Origin of the sequence: Paenibacillus sp. ICGEB2008 (genome assembly GCF_000307675.1) — a bacterium.
Lineage (GTDB): Bacteria > Bacillota > Bacilli > Paenibacillales > Paenibacillaceae > Paenibacillus > Paenibacillus polymyxa.
Genome location: NZ_AMQU01000004.1, coordinates 94712 through 108429 on the forward strand (window position 1 = coordinate 94712; position 13718 = coordinate 108429).

At 46.4% G+C, this 13718-nt stretch carries 14 protein-coding genes and 1 tRNA gene; 6 read left to right on the top strand and 9 right to left on the bottom strand.

Annotated features, from left to right (window positions below; all coding sequences use genetic code 11):
* The first annotated feature begins 158 nt into the window (after positions 1 to 158).
* Positions 159 to 1394 carry an MFS transporter gene (locus tag C400_RS0101935; protein WP_026065343.1) on the top strand — a complete coding sequence of 412 codons (1236 nt, stop codon included), beginning with the start codon at positions 159 to 161 and terminating at the stop codon, positions 1392 to 1394.
* Between the two features lie 85 nt (positions 1395 to 1479).
* On the opposite strand, the gene C400_RS0101940 is transcribed toward C400_RS0101935, so the two are convergent.
* The 5 genes from C400_RS0101940 to fabF all read right to left on the bottom strand — a co-directional run bounded on the left by C400_RS0101940 (position 1480) and on the right by fabF (position 5186).
* The gene (locus C400_RS0101940; RefSeq protein WP_017425816.1) at positions 1480 to 2220 is read right to left on the bottom strand and encodes a zinc ribbon domain-containing protein; all 741 of its coding nucleotides are present in this window, start codon (positions 2218 to 2220) and stop codon (positions 1480 to 1482) included.
* 107 nt (positions 2221 to 2327) lie between these two features.
* Complete coding sequence (locus C400_RS0101945; RefSeq protein WP_193190392.1) at positions 2328 to 3281, bottom strand: helix-turn-helix transcriptional regulator; 954 nt, start codon at positions 3279 to 3281, stop codon at positions 2328 to 2330.
* A 21-nt stretch (positions 3282 to 3302) separates the two neighbouring features.
* On the bottom strand, positions 3303 to 3464 hold the full coding sequence (locus C400_RS27280; RefSeq protein WP_017425818.1) for a GNAT family N-acetyltransferase: 162 nt from the start codon (positions 3462 to 3464) through the stop codon (positions 3303 to 3305).
* Positions 3465 to 3473: 9 nt separating this feature from the next.
* Positions 3474 to 3809: a GNAT family N-acetyltransferase gene (locus C400_RS0101950; protein WP_226888674.1), complete on the bottom strand. Its 336-nt coding sequence runs from the start codon at positions 3807 to 3809 to the stop codon at positions 3474 to 3476.
* Positions 3810 to 3947: 138 nt separating this feature from the next.
* Positions 3948 to 5186, bottom strand: coding sequence for a beta-ketoacyl-ACP synthase II (gene fabF, locus C400_RS0101955; RefSeq protein WP_017425820.1), 1239 nt, complete (start codon positions 5184 to 5186; stop codon positions 3948 to 3950).
* A gap of 164 nt (positions 5187 to 5350) precedes the next feature.
* Between fabF and C400_RS0101960 the strand changes: the two genes are divergently transcribed.
* The 4 genes from C400_RS0101960 to C400_RS0101975 all read left to right on the top strand — a co-directional run bounded on the left by C400_RS0101960 (position 5351) and on the right by C400_RS0101975 (position 10491).
* Positions 5351 to 6190, top strand: coding sequence for a helix-turn-helix transcriptional regulator (locus C400_RS0101960; protein ID WP_016819153.1), 840 nt, complete (start codon positions 5351 to 5353; stop codon positions 6188 to 6190).
* Between the two features lie 135 nt (positions 6191 to 6325).
* Entirely contained in the window at positions 6326 to 8218 is a 1893-nt protein-coding gene (locus C400_RS0101965) for a DEAD/DEAH box helicase (RefSeq protein ID WP_017425821.1), read from the top strand.
* A gap of 2 nt (positions 8219 to 8220) precedes the next feature.
* Positions 8221 to 9171: a YqhG family protein gene (locus tag C400_RS0101970; protein WP_017425822.1), complete on the top strand. Its 951-nt coding sequence runs from the start codon at positions 8221 to 8223 to the stop codon at positions 9169 to 9171.
* A 258-nt stretch (positions 9172 to 9429) separates the two neighbouring features.
* Entirely contained in the window at positions 9430 to 10491 is a 1062-nt protein-coding gene (locus tag C400_RS0101975) for a hypothetical protein (protein ID WP_017425823.1), read from the top strand.
* Positions 10492 to 10593: 102 nt separating this feature from the next.
* Here C400_RS0101975 and C400_RS0101980 read toward each other — a convergent pair whose 3' ends face one another.
* Positions 10594 to 10785, bottom strand: a complete 192-nt coding sequence (locus tag C400_RS0101980; RefSeq protein ID WP_016819149.1) for a YqzE family protein — start codon at positions 10783 to 10785, stop codon at positions 10594 to 10596.
* Between the two features lie 285 nt (positions 10786 to 11070).
* Between C400_RS0101980 and C400_RS0101985 the strand changes: the two genes are divergently transcribed.
* Positions 11071 to 11826, top strand: coding sequence for an N-acetylmuramoyl-L-alanine amidase (locus tag C400_RS0101985; RefSeq protein ID WP_017425824.1), 756 nt, complete (start codon positions 11071 to 11073; stop codon positions 11824 to 11826).
* Here C400_RS0101985 and C400_RS0101990 read toward each other — a convergent pair.
* The 3 genes from C400_RS0101990 to C400_RS0102000 form a co-directional block, all read right to left on the bottom strand.
* Positions 11801 to 12736, bottom strand: coding sequence for a divergent polysaccharide deacetylase family protein (locus tag C400_RS0101990; RefSeq protein ID WP_017425825.1), 936 nt, complete (start codon positions 12734 to 12736; stop codon positions 11801 to 11803). The two genes, C400_RS0101985 and C400_RS0101990, sit on opposite strands and share 26 nt — an antisense overlap.
* A 128-nt stretch (positions 12737 to 12864) precedes the next feature.
* Positions 12865 to 13377 carry a peptide-methionine (S)-S-oxide reductase MsrA gene (gene msrA / locus C400_RS0101995; protein WP_016819146.1) on the bottom strand — a complete coding sequence of 171 codons (513 nt, stop codon included), beginning with the start codon at positions 13375 to 13377 and terminating at the stop codon, positions 12865 to 12867.
* 216 nt (positions 13378 to 13593) lie between these two features.
* Positions 13594 to 13678: transfer RNA gene (locus C400_RS0102000), tRNA-Leu, on the bottom strand.
* Between the last annotated feature and the right edge of the window lie 40 nt (positions 13679 to 13718).

Genomic DNA, 13718 nt, shown 5'->3' on the forward strand with positions numbered 1-13718 from the left:
GATTGTATGATCTTCAGAAGCGGCTGTCAAATATGTACGGGTTAAACTCTTGACAAATCTTATTGACGAGAGTTATATTGACCTAAAATTATTACATACCAATCAGTATATTATACTGATTGGTATGTAAATTACAGAAAGCGACGTGGTATGTGAAAATGAAGACGTCAGAAGAAAAAGCGATACTGCTCCCCCATCAAACGGTAGCCAGCACTGCCGAAATAGCTCCCATTCCGGTCCTATCCCGGTCTGTGGCGCTCTTGTTTGCCATAGCCTGCGGGCTGGCTGTCGCTAACATTTACTATGCACAGCCATTACTGAATGCGCTGGCGCACGAGTTTGGCATTACACACTCATCGGTCGGTATCGTTATTACCGTCACGCAAATTTTTTATGCGTTAGGACTGCTGCTACTCGTCCCGCTTGGCGATCTCTTGAACAGGCGGCGCTTGATTACAGGACAGATGCTGCTGTCTGTGCTGGCATTAATCCTGGTTAGCTCTGCCCCTACCCGTACAATACTGCTTATGGGCATGGCAATGGTTGGGCTGCTGGCTGTAGTGACTCAAACACTCGTGGCATTCGCCTCGACCTTGGCTCATCCGACTGAACGCGGGCAGGTCGTAGGACTGGTAACCAGCGGAGTCGTTATCGGCATTTTACTCGCACGAACCGTTGCCGGTGTATTAACTGATCTGGCAGGCTGGCGTTCAGTTTACCTTATTTCTGCTATACTTACGCTGTTTATGGCTGTGGCTCTATTGCGAGTACTCCCAAAGAACGAACCCACAAGCGCCACACTTTCCTATGGGCAGTTGCTTCGCTCGGTTATCGCACTGTTCGTCCAAGAACGAATTCTGCGTATTCGTGCTGTCCTTGCGCTGCTCATTTTCACAGCGTTTAGCATATTATGGACTTCGCTTGTATTACCTCTTAGTGCTCCCCCATTGTCTCTTTCACACACTGCAATTGGGGCCTTCGGCCTGGCTGGAGTCGCCGGAGCATTAGCAGCAGCCCAAGCAGGGCGACTTGCTGATCAAGGCTTGGGACAACGAACGACAGGTATCGCACTAGTTGTATTGCTGCTGTCCTGGCTACCTATACGCTACACCGAGCATTCTCTATTCGCTTTAACTCTTGGTGTCATTCTTTTGGATTTGGCCGTACAGGCTGTACATGTCACTAACCAGAGCTTGATTTTCAACGTTCGCCCTGAAGCACGGAGCCGACTTACCGCAGGCTACATGATCTTTTATTCCATCGGTAGCGCCACTGGAGCCATTACCTCCACTCACATGTATACCTATGCTGGGTGGAACGGAGTTTGCCTATTGGGGGCGGGTGTCAGTGCTCTGGCTCTCATTTTTTGGGCGATGACTCGACGTTCAACTTGATGGTAAATCCATATGGATTGAACAAACAAAAACCGCCCGGGCCTCAACAACGGCCTAGACGGTTCTCTTCTATCACTGTAAATCATCACTTGATTGCAATATAAATCAAAACAGGTTCATCTGGATTTCCATACACTTCAAAATCACCTGTGTAGGTCCGCTCCCCTTGTCCCGTGGCGGCCCATGCCCAAATTGTCTGCCATACACGGAAGACAGAAGAAGGTTCATGGGTTGCCTGAAAAATAGCGTAGCGTGCAGCCGGAATTACAAGTTCTTCAAGATCGTCAGGAGCTTGGAAATCCTCAGCCGCTTCCTTTCCGATAAAAAATGTATACTCGCCCAAAGCTCCATTTTCATAGTCAGTATAGCAACCATAGATGGAAGCAAGTCCTTGAGGACCTCTGATCCGGCCTGCCACATCCTCACCTACAAAACGTTCCCACATATTTGGAATGATCCCGTGGGACGTTTGTTCCTTCTGATTATTTGTGCGTGTTTTTAGCCCAATTAAATGGATTTCACCTCGGTACTCTTCCCGAATGGGGCCATCAAATTGAAGCTCTGTATCCTCCACAGACCGCCATCTTTTCAAATTTGGTAGGTAATTACGCAGCATCGAAGTCGCTTCTTCTGCCTGCATTCCCTCTTCTACCAGGATCGGCACACACTGCTGGATCATTCCCTCCATTGTCAAGTCAGGCTGTACAAATGCACCTTCCTTGTAACAATACTTGCAATACTCATCTGTATTATGATGTTGTGCATCCGTCCCATATTGACCCTCATGCTCCAGTGGCATCCCGCAACTTTGACAAGCTTTATCCATTCTCGTAAATCCCCTTTCGCCAATTCGTATCTGGTATGCCACCAGTATAATGAAACAAACCTGACAACTATGGGTCAGGTTCGTTTTACTTTAGTCTAATAATTATTCTATAATTCCTGTTCTTCTTCATAATTAGACGCAATACGCAACGCCATCTTATAAATCTTGTCTCGCAAATGGGCTGGTTCTTTGACAATCACATCCGGTCCGAGGCTTAAAATAAATCCGTACACCCACGCATCCTCGGGAAACGGGACTGAAACCGTGTAAATCCCTTCCTCCTGCTCGTTCAATGCTTCCACACCAAACCAATCCTCCGCCAGATGTCTTGAGGTGCGGTTAAATTGTAGCGTAAATGGTTGTACAGCGCTGGATGCCGTCATCCGCCCTTCATTCCACGGAAGCACTTCATTAGAAAGATCCCTGCGAGTGAAAGCCGTCTCTGTAACCACAGGCTCATTCATACGGGAAAGCTTGAACAACCGAAACTGCCCCCTGTCAGGACAATACGCATACACAAACCATTGTTGCCCTTTCAGCACAAGCGTATGCGGTTCCACATCCCGTTCTGTTCGGGCTCCTTCCGCATTTCGATAGGTAAAAGCAACCGTACGGGCTTGACTCATTGCCTCTTTTATCTTGATTAATTTAGCTTCCTGGACAGACTGATTTCCCCATCCCGAATGATCGACGATAAACTGTGTGGTACGGACACTAAATTGCTCTTTTTCAGACTCTGGTATAATGCTTTCAAATTTATGAAGTAACCGGGATACGTTGGGACCGCCCAACGACGAGGACAAACTCTGCAAGCCCATCACAATGTCCTTGATATCATGATCCGTCAGCATACTTCGATCCAGGCGATATCCTTCCATCAGGCCGATTCCTCCACCTGCTCCCTGAAAAGTTACTACTGGGATACCAGCCAGACTAATCGCTTCAATATCTCTATAAATCGTCCGAATCGAAACCTCATACAAATCAGCGAGTTCCTTTGCTTGTATTCTATTTCTTTTCAGCAGCAAAATGACGATAGAAAGCAATCGATCAATTTTCATGTTTTTCAAAACCTTTCACCCTTAATAAAAATAAGCCATGAGTTCCTCATCATATCCCTGACCTTGATATTCCAAAGCGTTCTTTTCAATACCATAGGTTTTAAACTCCAATTTCTTATAAAGCTCGACAGCTGCTTGATTGGCAGCCACCACACTCAGATTGATTTGTTTTAATCCTTCCACTTTTCTACCTCAACTGATAACTTCCAATAAAAGTTTCTTAGCGATCCCCTGACCTCGGTAAATCGGTGGTACATACACTCCCCAAATCGCACCTTTATGCTGTGTCTTTATTTTGTTTTCTCTTCTAAATCCGGTCATACCAGCCAGCTGATGATCCTTTGTAAATGCACCAAGTATGTAATGGTCTCTCTTATTTTGTATTTGCTTCACTACATCAGATAACGAAACTTGTACAGCTTCCTCGTAGGAGGTTCCAAAAGCTTCGGGGTTCATTTTTAAGGCTTCCAGTCTTAAATTCCAATATACTTCAGCGTCTGCTGGCTCTATGTTCCTGATTATGATCATGGCTTCCCGTCCCTCCAAATGTTTTCCTCCATCTTACTCTATCTCTTATTTAAATTGAATCTATCATGCCTAGATTAAAATAACCTCAGATGCTAGATCCAGTCGGATAGAGCACCTGAGGTTCAAACTCATTACGTATTATGACTCATAGCGTTTCAGCACAATGACCGCATTATGACCCCCAAAGCCGAAAGAATTAGATAACCCAATATTTAGCGAAGCCTTACGCGCTTCGTGAGGCACATAATCCAGATCACAAACAGGGTCTGGATTGTCCAGATGCATCGTTGGCGGAATGATACCTTCTCGAAGGCTTTGAACAAGCGCAATCGCTTCGACACCGCCTGCGGCTCCTAGCATATGACCTAGCATGGACTTATTCGCGGTAACCGGAATCTGATAGGCATATTCACCAAACAGCTTGTGGATCGCCAAAGTCTCCGCAATATCCCCTACAGCCGTACTCGTTGCATGGGCACTGATCACATCCACTTCTTCAGGGGAGATGCGAGCCGAATGAAGGGCCGCTTTCATTGCTAGGTAAGCTCCGGTTCCTTCGGGATGCGGTGCAACCATATGATAGGCATCCGAACTCGCTCCATAACCGATGACCTCACCATAGATTTCCGCCCCACGCCGGGTAGCGTGCTCCAGCGACTCCAGTACCAGGATACCCGCTCCTTCACTCATGACAAAGCCGTCACGATCCTTGTCGAACGGTCGGCTTGCTGTCGAAGGCTCCTCGTTACGTGTTGACAAGGCAGTTGCATTAGCGAAGCTTGCCAAGGCCAATCGGGACACTGCGGCTTCAGCTCCGCCGGCAAAAATGACATCCGCATCTCCTGTACGAATGGTCCGAAACGCCTCTCCAATTGCAGTGTTCCCAATAGAACAAGCCGTTACAGGTGAAAGCGTAGGACCCATCGCTCCGAACGCGATACTTATTTGTGCAGCAGCCATATTCGAGATCATCATAGGTACCAGCGTTGGGCTAACTCTACCCGGACCACGATGTAACAGCACGTCCACATTATCTACCAACGAATCCAAACCGCCGACTCCTGACCCCACATAGACACCAACACGCTCCAGATCAGTGTGATCCAGTTCCAGACCAGAATCCTTGAGCGCTTGCTCTGCCGCATATAATGCAAACTGGGTAAATCGATCCATTCGTCTGGCATCCTTACGGCCCCACTGCTTTTCTGCATCAAAATCCTGTACCAGTCCAGCAATTTGTGCTTTTAAATCGGACACATCAAATGAATCTATTTTACGTATACCTGAATTGCCTTCCAGCAAATTGTTCCACAGCGTGCCTACTTCATTGCCCAATGGCGAAACGACACCCATACCTGTTATCACTACTCTTTGCATAAGCTATTCATTCCTCCTGCTCGATGGCTTACTTATAATCCTCATTTTACCCTCGTCTTATCCTATTACAAGTGTTTGTTTATCCTGGTATAATGAACACTACTATAGTAAGCGCCTGAATTAATTACTTCAGATACACTCATCGAATGGAGAGAAAATATCTAATGAAAACGGAAGCACGTCTGGAAGCACTATCTGTTTTTCTGAAAACAAAAAGGGCCCGCCTCCATCCGCATATGGTTGGTCTTCCCCCTGGATCACGTCGCAGAACACCAGGTTTACGCAGAGAAGAAGTCGCTCAGCTAGCAGGTGTCAGTACAACCTGGTATACCTGGCTGGAGCAGGGTCGGGATATTAAGGTCTCTGCCTCCGTGCTGGATGCTATTGCTGCTGCCTTGCAGTTGAACACGGATGAGCGTAAATATTTGTACGATTTAGCGCTGGAAGCCGGGTCTCATAACCTTCCTGCTCCTGAAGAACAAGCGATCATTTCTCCATCTTTGCAAAAGATCGTACAAGAGTTGCACTACTGTCCTGCTATTATTTCAGATCGGCGCTGCCATATTGTCGGCTGGAACGAAGCTGCTGCTCATGTTTTTATGGATTTTGCCGAACTACCACATGAGCAGCGCAATATGATCGAACTGCTATTTACCAAAAAGGAGTTTAAAAGTCTGGCTGTGAATTGGGAACACTTTGTAAAGGGGTTTCTTGCTATATTCCGCGCTTATTACGGGCAATACGTAACAGACCCCTGGTATGCTCAATTTATACAAAACATGAGTCAGGCCTACCCAGAGTTTAACGAGCTTTGGAATCAGAGTGAGGTAAGCTCCGCTCCAGAAGTGCTCATTGAATTTCGTCATGCTAAGGCTGGCAAAATGTTATTTGACCTGACTTCCCTTCAGGTACAAGGCAGTGTCGATCTGCGTTGCAGCATATACACCCCCAATGCGCAAACTTCTACGGAAAGTAAACTCCAAAAGTTAATGGAAGGCAGCTAAAGGATTTTATCCCTCCTGTTATGAAGATATCTTTTTCCGTCCATACTACATCTACGATCTGTGCAAAATAGATGTCATATATGTGACAGAGCCAAGAGCTTCAACGGTGCTACTACTAGGAGGGAGGGAATCACCATGAAAGCCAAACCGACAAGTTCCCAGCACACACAAAGCCAAGCACCATTGCCTGTTCCGATACAATTTGACCGCAGCTGGCAGGACGAGCTGGACCAACGCCTGCACAAGGGAGGTCCTTGGGGAGATTGGGATCTGTATCAGCTGGCAATCGAGGCGGAAAAGGCCAAGCTGGTGCCGAGCTTTGATGAGCTTCAATGTCTTCAGCATTTGCAAGACCTCACTCCACTGCCCCATCAACTCGATACCGCTCGAAAGGTACTGTTTGAGATGTCTGGACGTGCCATTCTTGCCGATGAGGTCGGTCTAGGCAAAACGATTGAAGCCGGAATGATCCTTAAGGAATATCTGGTTCGCGGGCTGGCTTCCAAAGTGCTTATTCTTGTACCCGCTTCTCTGGTCCTGCAATGGGTGCGTGAGCTGAATAGCAAATTCGGCATTCCCGCAGTCGCCCAGAAAAAAGCGTATTCTTGGTCTTCCGAGGTCGTCGTGGCCTCTATGGATACGGCCAAACGGGAGCCACATAGTAACATCCTGCTAGATACCGATTATGACCTGCTCATTATTGACGAGGCTCATAAGCTGAAGAATAAAAAAACATCCAACTACCAATTCATTATGAAGTTGCGTAAAAAATATTGTTTGCTTCTGACAGCCACACCTGTACAAAACGATCTATCTGAGCTGTTTAATCTGATCACGTTACTCAAGCCCGGTCAATTGGGAAGACAAGGCGATTTTTCAGCCAACTTTGTTGTAGATAAACGTCTGCCCAAAAATGAAGACCAGCTCAAGGATGAGCTGTCTAAAGTCATGATCCGCAATCGTCGTGGAGAAGGTCCGGTTCAATTCACTAAACGAAATGTTTCCAACATTCACTTGGAACTCTCGCCAGAAGAGCAAGCGCTGTACGATGGGGTGACCTCTTTTGTCAAAGAACAATATCAGGCGAATGGCGGAAATTTAAGCAGCATGCTGTCTCTCGTTACCCTTCAACGGGAGGTGTGCAGTAGCCGGGACGCTGTGTTTGTCACGCTGGTCAATTTGTCCAAAAAGATGGCTCCTGACTCTCCCCTACGTGATCGTGTTTGGGACTTGGTCGCACACATTAAAGCGATCAAGGCCAATTCCAAAGCAGAAAAAGCACTGGAGCTCATCCGGAAGATGAACGAAAAAGTGATTATTTTTACAGAATATCGGGCCACACAGGAGTATTTACTAAACTATTTCCGGGATCGCGGACTGTCTGCCGTTCCTTACCGAGGCGGTATGAACCGGGGCCGCAAAGATTGGATGATGGATCTGTTCCGTGGTCGCATTCAGGTCATGATTGCTACAGAAGCAGGCGGTGAAGGCATTAATCTGCAATTTTGTCACCACATGATTAACTTCGATTTGCCGTGGAATCCCATGCGCGTGGAACAGCGGATTGGACGGGTGCATCGACTTGGACAGAAGCATGACGTAAATATCTTCAACCTATCCACTACCGGAACGATTGAAGAGCATATCCTGCACCTTCTGCATGAAAAGATTAATATGTTTGAGATGGTCATTGGCGGATTGGACGTTATTCTGGAAAAGTTTGAGAAAAAAGAATCCATTGAAAAGAGTTTATATAAAATCATGCTTGAGTCCAGTAGTGATGATGAAATTCGTAGAAAAATGCAAAAGTTGGGCCACTCGCTGGATTCCATCAAAAAAGAAATAGCACAAATACGCACAGACCCGTCAGTCTCTCCAAATGTAGTAACCGATAAGTCACCTGGAACAAAACAGCTTAAAGGACGGCTAACAGGAGTAAGCTCAAGTGTTACCGAGGATTTGTTAGGCTTAGCAGGTGATGCAGTTCCTCCAACCAAAGCTCGACGCAGTGTGAAAGGGGGTCGCTAGCCTTGACTATGAATGCACAGCAAGTCCAGCGTTTTGTCCACACTTATCTGGAATCTACTGGGTGCAGCATCATTGAGAGGTCTCCCCACCATGTAACTGTCAAGCTGTCTCCAGAGGCAGATAAAGCCTTGACAAATCGCCCCTACTATTGGGGATACGTAGAGCGTACTGGCGTTCCAGCGCAAACCATGTCCTTCACATTCATCTTTGATGGGGAAGCCTATCGGACAGAACAGGAACGTTTAGCGGATCAGACGCCACCAGCTCCTGTAGCTGGCAACGCAGCACAAGATCAGGTCATGGGGCGTTACTTCGGTCATGTACCGACGTTACCGCAATTAGGGCCTGGTCGCATTATGCAGGAGGAGCTCCGATACGGAAGCCGTCGGCTGCATCAAATTTTTGAAGCTGCTCGGGATGGAGGAAAATATGTTTATTTGTTCGAGCAGCCGGATGCCCGTCAGTTGTCTGCCCGTTCTCCTGTAGTCTATGAAGCTTGGCTCAGCGTCTGCTACAAGATTGAGTTTGCCTGCGATTTGAAGCGTGAGGAACTTCAGTGGCTAGGTATTTCACTCAAAAGTGGCACTATTGTAGCCAATTTTGGCGCTATGCTCGAAACCCGGCAGCTCAGCCCGCTGCTGGCAGGCAATATGCATGTACAGCCAGCGCAGCTATCTGTCCCTGAGGCTTCCACCTCGCTTGAAAGCTATCTCACCGAACAGCTCCGACAGCAAGATTATGATTGGGCTGAGCAGGCGAAGGAACGACTGCGCGAGGAACTAGAGGTTATTGACCACTACTACGAAGATCTAATCAAGGAACAGAAAGAAGAAGAGGATAAAAAAGAATCCGTATTAGAGCAGCATCAAGCCCGTCGTAAAGAAATGGTATGGCAATATGAGCCAAAGGTACTCGTATCCGCCATTAACTGCGGCATATTTCATCTGCGGTAACTGATATCTCACGCTCCTTCGCAGGTTAGTTGCAGACATGTCGTCAAGTTGTAACATCTTGCTTCAGCCTACATCAGTTTCCGCTGCTGGAACCACAAGCGTGGTCAAGCTTGTCCCCTATGTATCGACAGCAAAAAGCGAACCTGGATACGACATTTGCGCCGACAGGGTACAGCAGTCTTTTCATCGGACAGGCTGTATGCTAATTAAAAAAGAATGCCTCCGTCGGCAAGCCATCCGACAGAAAGGTGGATTCCATTGAAAAAAAATCATTCCGGGCATTATAGCGTAGGTATGATCGCAGCTGTGCTGATCGGCCTGTCCGCAGTCTGTCCGTTCGCTTCCATTCATGCGGCTCCCTCAGCCGTTCAAGAAAGCAATGTAAGCTCAGCACCCAACTACAACGAAAGCTCCCATGTTCCTCCAATGGAATCCAGGAGCCCTTCTACTTCTTCCACATCCCCGGGTGACGTTTCATCAAAGCCTCCTACTCAGCAGCAAGGGGTGCCTGAGGACGTGAAACGGACAGCGAGTGATACCGTACAATCTCTATCGTCGCAAGCCCCTTTTGCTTCGTGGAAAGACGCCGAGCTCAGCTACCATCCGCTCGGACCTGGAACCCATAGCTGGCTTGTTCAAGTGAACCATGCAGGAGAATACATTGGCTACCTGATTATCGGATCAGACTCAAACGGCGCTTATCAACTCAACGAATACGGGAATGGGCCAGGCGGACCTTATAGTATGGATATACTTCGCCAATCCCTGAAGTCGCTCACAGAAACCGAATTTTCTTCTATCGACAAGCTACAAATTACACCTATGTATGAGGAACCTCTATTAGCCTACTGGCAGGTACGTTCCTCTATGGGTAGCCAAATATGTATTGATGCTGTTACTGGCGATCCGCTACCTGCAGAAGTAACAGATGGGAGCTGGAAACATAAGCTTCAGAACAACGCGATTTCTTCATCTATACCCTTTTTGAAAACTCAGGCCCAAGCAGTTACTGTCTCGTCTGATCCTTTCGATCCCTATGAGGATCTGGGCTGGCTTCAACCTAAGCAAAAACTTTCCATTCATGACACAGACCAATTTATGGACGTGCTAAGTAATTCACCACGTATGATTTTTTCAGCCACAAGCATCAATTTTGCCTTTGGGGGACCCTTATCCATTAGCGGGTTTCAAACTTGGGTATCTACAGATCATCCGTCCGAACCCATTTTATATGCATTAACCTACCACGATGGTCTTTCCCGATTTGTGCCCCTAAAACAACTGTTGCCTCATGGTCAATTTTACCGTTTGGAATCTTAGTAGTTTTAGGACCATTAAAAATAATTCGAAATTATCCCTAAACAACATAAAAAGAGACCTCAAATGGCATACCCCATGCCTCTTGTGGTCTCTTTGGCGTGTTTAACGTTGCTCTCTTCGCTCTCTGCGTGTGGATTTTATCCACATTTTCAGAGCGAGAGGCAACATTCCAAACCATTTGCTTACCCACGGCTCCTTGGCTTGTTTTTGGCTGCGTCGAACATCGCGCGGCGTTTCCATATAACGCACAATCCGCTCTGTAATGTACGTCACCAGTTCGTCACTCTTCGCCATCCTCCATGACCTCCTTCATCTGACCTAACATTTCCGATCACCGTATCTTGGTATACCAAATTACACGTTAGGTTCAGATACCACTAGCTTGCACAGTTTTCAGCAGCTCTAACCCTTGCGGGATAACTATGCATGGTTTCCCTTAAATGGAACATACTATCTTCAATATAACAGTTCCCTCAAGGCTTATTGTTATATTTGAAGACAGCTACGCTACTTTAGGTTTGACGTCTGTTATGCATGGTTTTCAGTAAACAATCAATTCGTCCATTGGAGGAATAGAACGTGTTGAATAAAAAGTTAAAGAAGATGTGCCTGGCCGGGCTGGGGTTAAGTTTTTACCTCCTTTGTAGTGCTGTATTTACCCCGTTTGCTTATGCAACTACTCAGCCTGACGAGAAAAGCACCGAAATAAACAAGCATGCAGAACCCCCGTTCAACCGGTCCTATCACGCTTTTGCCAAACCCGTGGTCCTGATAGATGTAGGTCATGGTGGTGTGGATGGTGGAACAAGTCACAAAGGACTTCTGGAAAAAGATATCAATCTTGCTATTGCTCAAAAACTATACTTGATCTTACGTTCCCAGGGTTACCCTGCTGTCCTGAATCGGGACAAGGACTACGCACTGAGTGATGATAACCGTTGGTTGCAGTCCAAATCGCGGCATCTTAAAGATCTCGCCCAACGTAAAAGCCTGACAGAGCAACTGCCTACTTCTTTGGTTGTCAGTCTGCATGTCAATTGGACCAAACGTGCCGAAAAACGCGGACCCATTGTGCTGTATCAGGATGAAGGCAGCAGCTATCTGTTAGCTGAACGGATTCAGCATTCATTAAACCGCTTATTTTGCATGAATAGACAAACCATATATGGAAAACCCTTTTATCTTCTGAATAAAATCCAACATCCCGCTGTAATAGTGGAAACCGGATTTATCAGCAACGAGCAGGACAGAGCCATGCTTTCCGGGGATCACGGTCAAAAAAGGATTGCTGAAGCTATTGCCGAAGGCATTATTGCGCATCTGACGGCATGGTAGTATTCGTGGCTGGGTCTCCTGTCCATCCCCATACATCACGCACCAGATCGCTAATACCGACAAATTGTGCATGCTCCTTTAATTTAGGGACCGATGAATGAAGCCCTGAGGAGGTATACATGCCGGACACGCCGACATGTCCAATCGTTACACAGGTATCGTGCTCTGCCAACCATTCGACCACTTTACTAAGTTGCCGATTCACATGAGCGAGTGTATGAACATCATCCAAAAAAACATCATTTCGCACCGGTGGCATTCCCTTTTTAGCGGCAAGTTCAGGCACCACTGACCAATAATTAGTACGGCTATCAACAAAAAATAGTCCATATTCCTTACAAACATCAAGAACGACGGACATAATGCGCTTGTCTGAGGTGACCTTGGAGCCCATATGGTTGTTCATTCCTATGGCATAAGGAACATCCTTAATTGCTGCTGTCACCTTGGCGCGTACTTCTTCATCCGTCATATTAGCCTTGATTGCTCCCGGTCCAAGCCACTCAGGCTTGCCCTGCTTGGGCTCCATTGGAAGATGGACGATAACATCATGACCACGCTTATGCGCTTCCATAGCGTCCTGTTTGGTTGTTGGCAGGAAGGGCATGACAGCAACGGTGATTTTTACGGGTAAATTTAGAATCTCCTCGGTACCTTTCATATTGTTCCCTAAATCATCAATAATGACAGCAACCCTTTTTTGCTGCTGGTTCTGCTGGTCTATTGCTTCGGCAACAGCAGTTTTACAGATCATAAATAACATACAGACTGAAATACAAAGCACTACAATTATTTGCATTCTAGATCTTGCATGGTGTGCAAGCGCATAAGACGAATCCTTCCGGCTGCGTGATGCTTTTAAAGCCTTTTTTATTATATTTCTCATGTGCAGTTTCCGTCGTGTACTCATTTGCGGGTCAGCCTCCTTCTCTGTCCCTTCATTGTGTGAGTAAAACCGTTTAAATATGTACAAGGCAGATCTGAGATATAATCTCTGATCTGCCTTGAAGTGCGCATAATGACGTATATTAAAGCTGCTTACCAGTTTTTGTCGATAAATTCATCACGACCGGATTGGGCTCGATCTTCCTTATAATGTTTCACATTCTTCTTGTGATAATCCTGATGATAATCCTCTGCCGGATAAAAAATCGAAGCCGGAAGAATCTCCGTTACAATTGGCTTATCAAAGCGTCCGCTTTGTACCAACTGTTCCTTGGATTGCTGTGCAAGCTCACGTTGCTGCTCCGTATGATAAAAAATGGCAGGTTTATATTGTGTGCCTCGGTCCTGAAATTGACCTTCTCCGTCGGTAGGATCTGTTTGCGGCCAATACAATTCAAGTAGCTTTTCATAAGGAAACAGCTCAGGATCAAACGTAATCTGCACCACCTCATAGTGCCCTGTTGTTCCTGTTTTAACCTGTTCGTAGGTCGGATCGGAAATCGCCCCTCCAGTATAGCCTGAGACAATACTATGAATCCCCGGCTGCTCCTCAAACGGAGTCACCATACACCAGAAGCACCCACCTGCAAAAGTTGCTTTCTCCATCTTCCATCCAACCTTTCAATAGCTTCATCATAAAACGTGTTACTTTCTATCATATCTTAAAAATTGAACTTATAAAAGAATTGCTCAAGGACTTGAATAAAATTCAAGTCCTTATATTGTCCTTCCTGTTCCTAGGAAATCTGCAATAACTCCGAAACATAGAAAAGGTTTATAAAACTGCTACGAGAGCAATTCTATAAACCTTTTCTAAATGGATGCGGTCGAGAGGACTCGAACCTCCACGGGGGGTTAGCCCACACGGACCTGAACCGTGCGCGTCTGCCAATTCCGCCACGACCGCATATATATTTGTCGTCTATTTCAAAAGAATCAATCTTTCT

Excerpts from the sequence above, each read along its gene's own strand:
- C400_RS0101935 (WP_026065343.1), top strand. The coding sequence starts at position 159 with ATGAAGACGTCAGAAGAAAAAGCGATACTGCTCCCCCATCAAACGGTA.
- C400_RS0101945 (WP_193190392.1), bottom strand. The coding sequence starts at position 3,281 with ATGAAAATTGATCGATTGCTTTCTATCGTCATTTTGCTGCTGAAAAGA.
- C400_RS0101990 (WP_017425825.1), bottom strand. The coding sequence starts at position 12,736 with ATGAGTACACGACGGAAACTGCACATGAGAAATATAATAAAAAAGGCT.
- msrA (WP_016819146.1), bottom strand. The coding sequence starts at position 13,377 with ATGGAGAAAGCAACTTTTGCAGGTGGGTGCTTCTGGTGTATGGTGACT.
- C400_RS0101965 (WP_017425821.1), top strand. The coding sequence starts at position 6,326 with ATGAAAGCCAAACCGACAAGTTCCCAGCACACACAAAGCCAAGCACCA.
- C400_RS0101950 (WP_226888674.1), bottom strand. The coding sequence starts at position 3,809 with ATGATCATAATCAGGAACATAGAGCCAGCAGACGCTGAAGTATATTGG.
- fabF (WP_017425820.1), bottom strand. The coding sequence starts at position 5,186 with ATGCAAAGAGTAGTGATAACAGGTATGGGTGTCGTTTCGCCATTGGGC.
- C400_RS0101980 (WP_016819149.1), bottom strand. The coding sequence starts at position 10,785 with ATGGCGAAGAGTGACGAACTGGTGACGTACATTACAGAGCGGATTGTG.
- C400_RS0101960 (WP_016819153.1), top strand. The coding sequence starts at position 5,351 with ATGAAAACGGAAGCACGTCTGGAAGCACTATCTGTTTTTCTGAAAACA.
- C400_RS0101940 (WP_017425816.1), bottom strand. The coding sequence starts at position 2,220 with ATGGATAAAGCTTGTCAAAGTTGCGGGATGCCACTGGAGCATGAGGGT.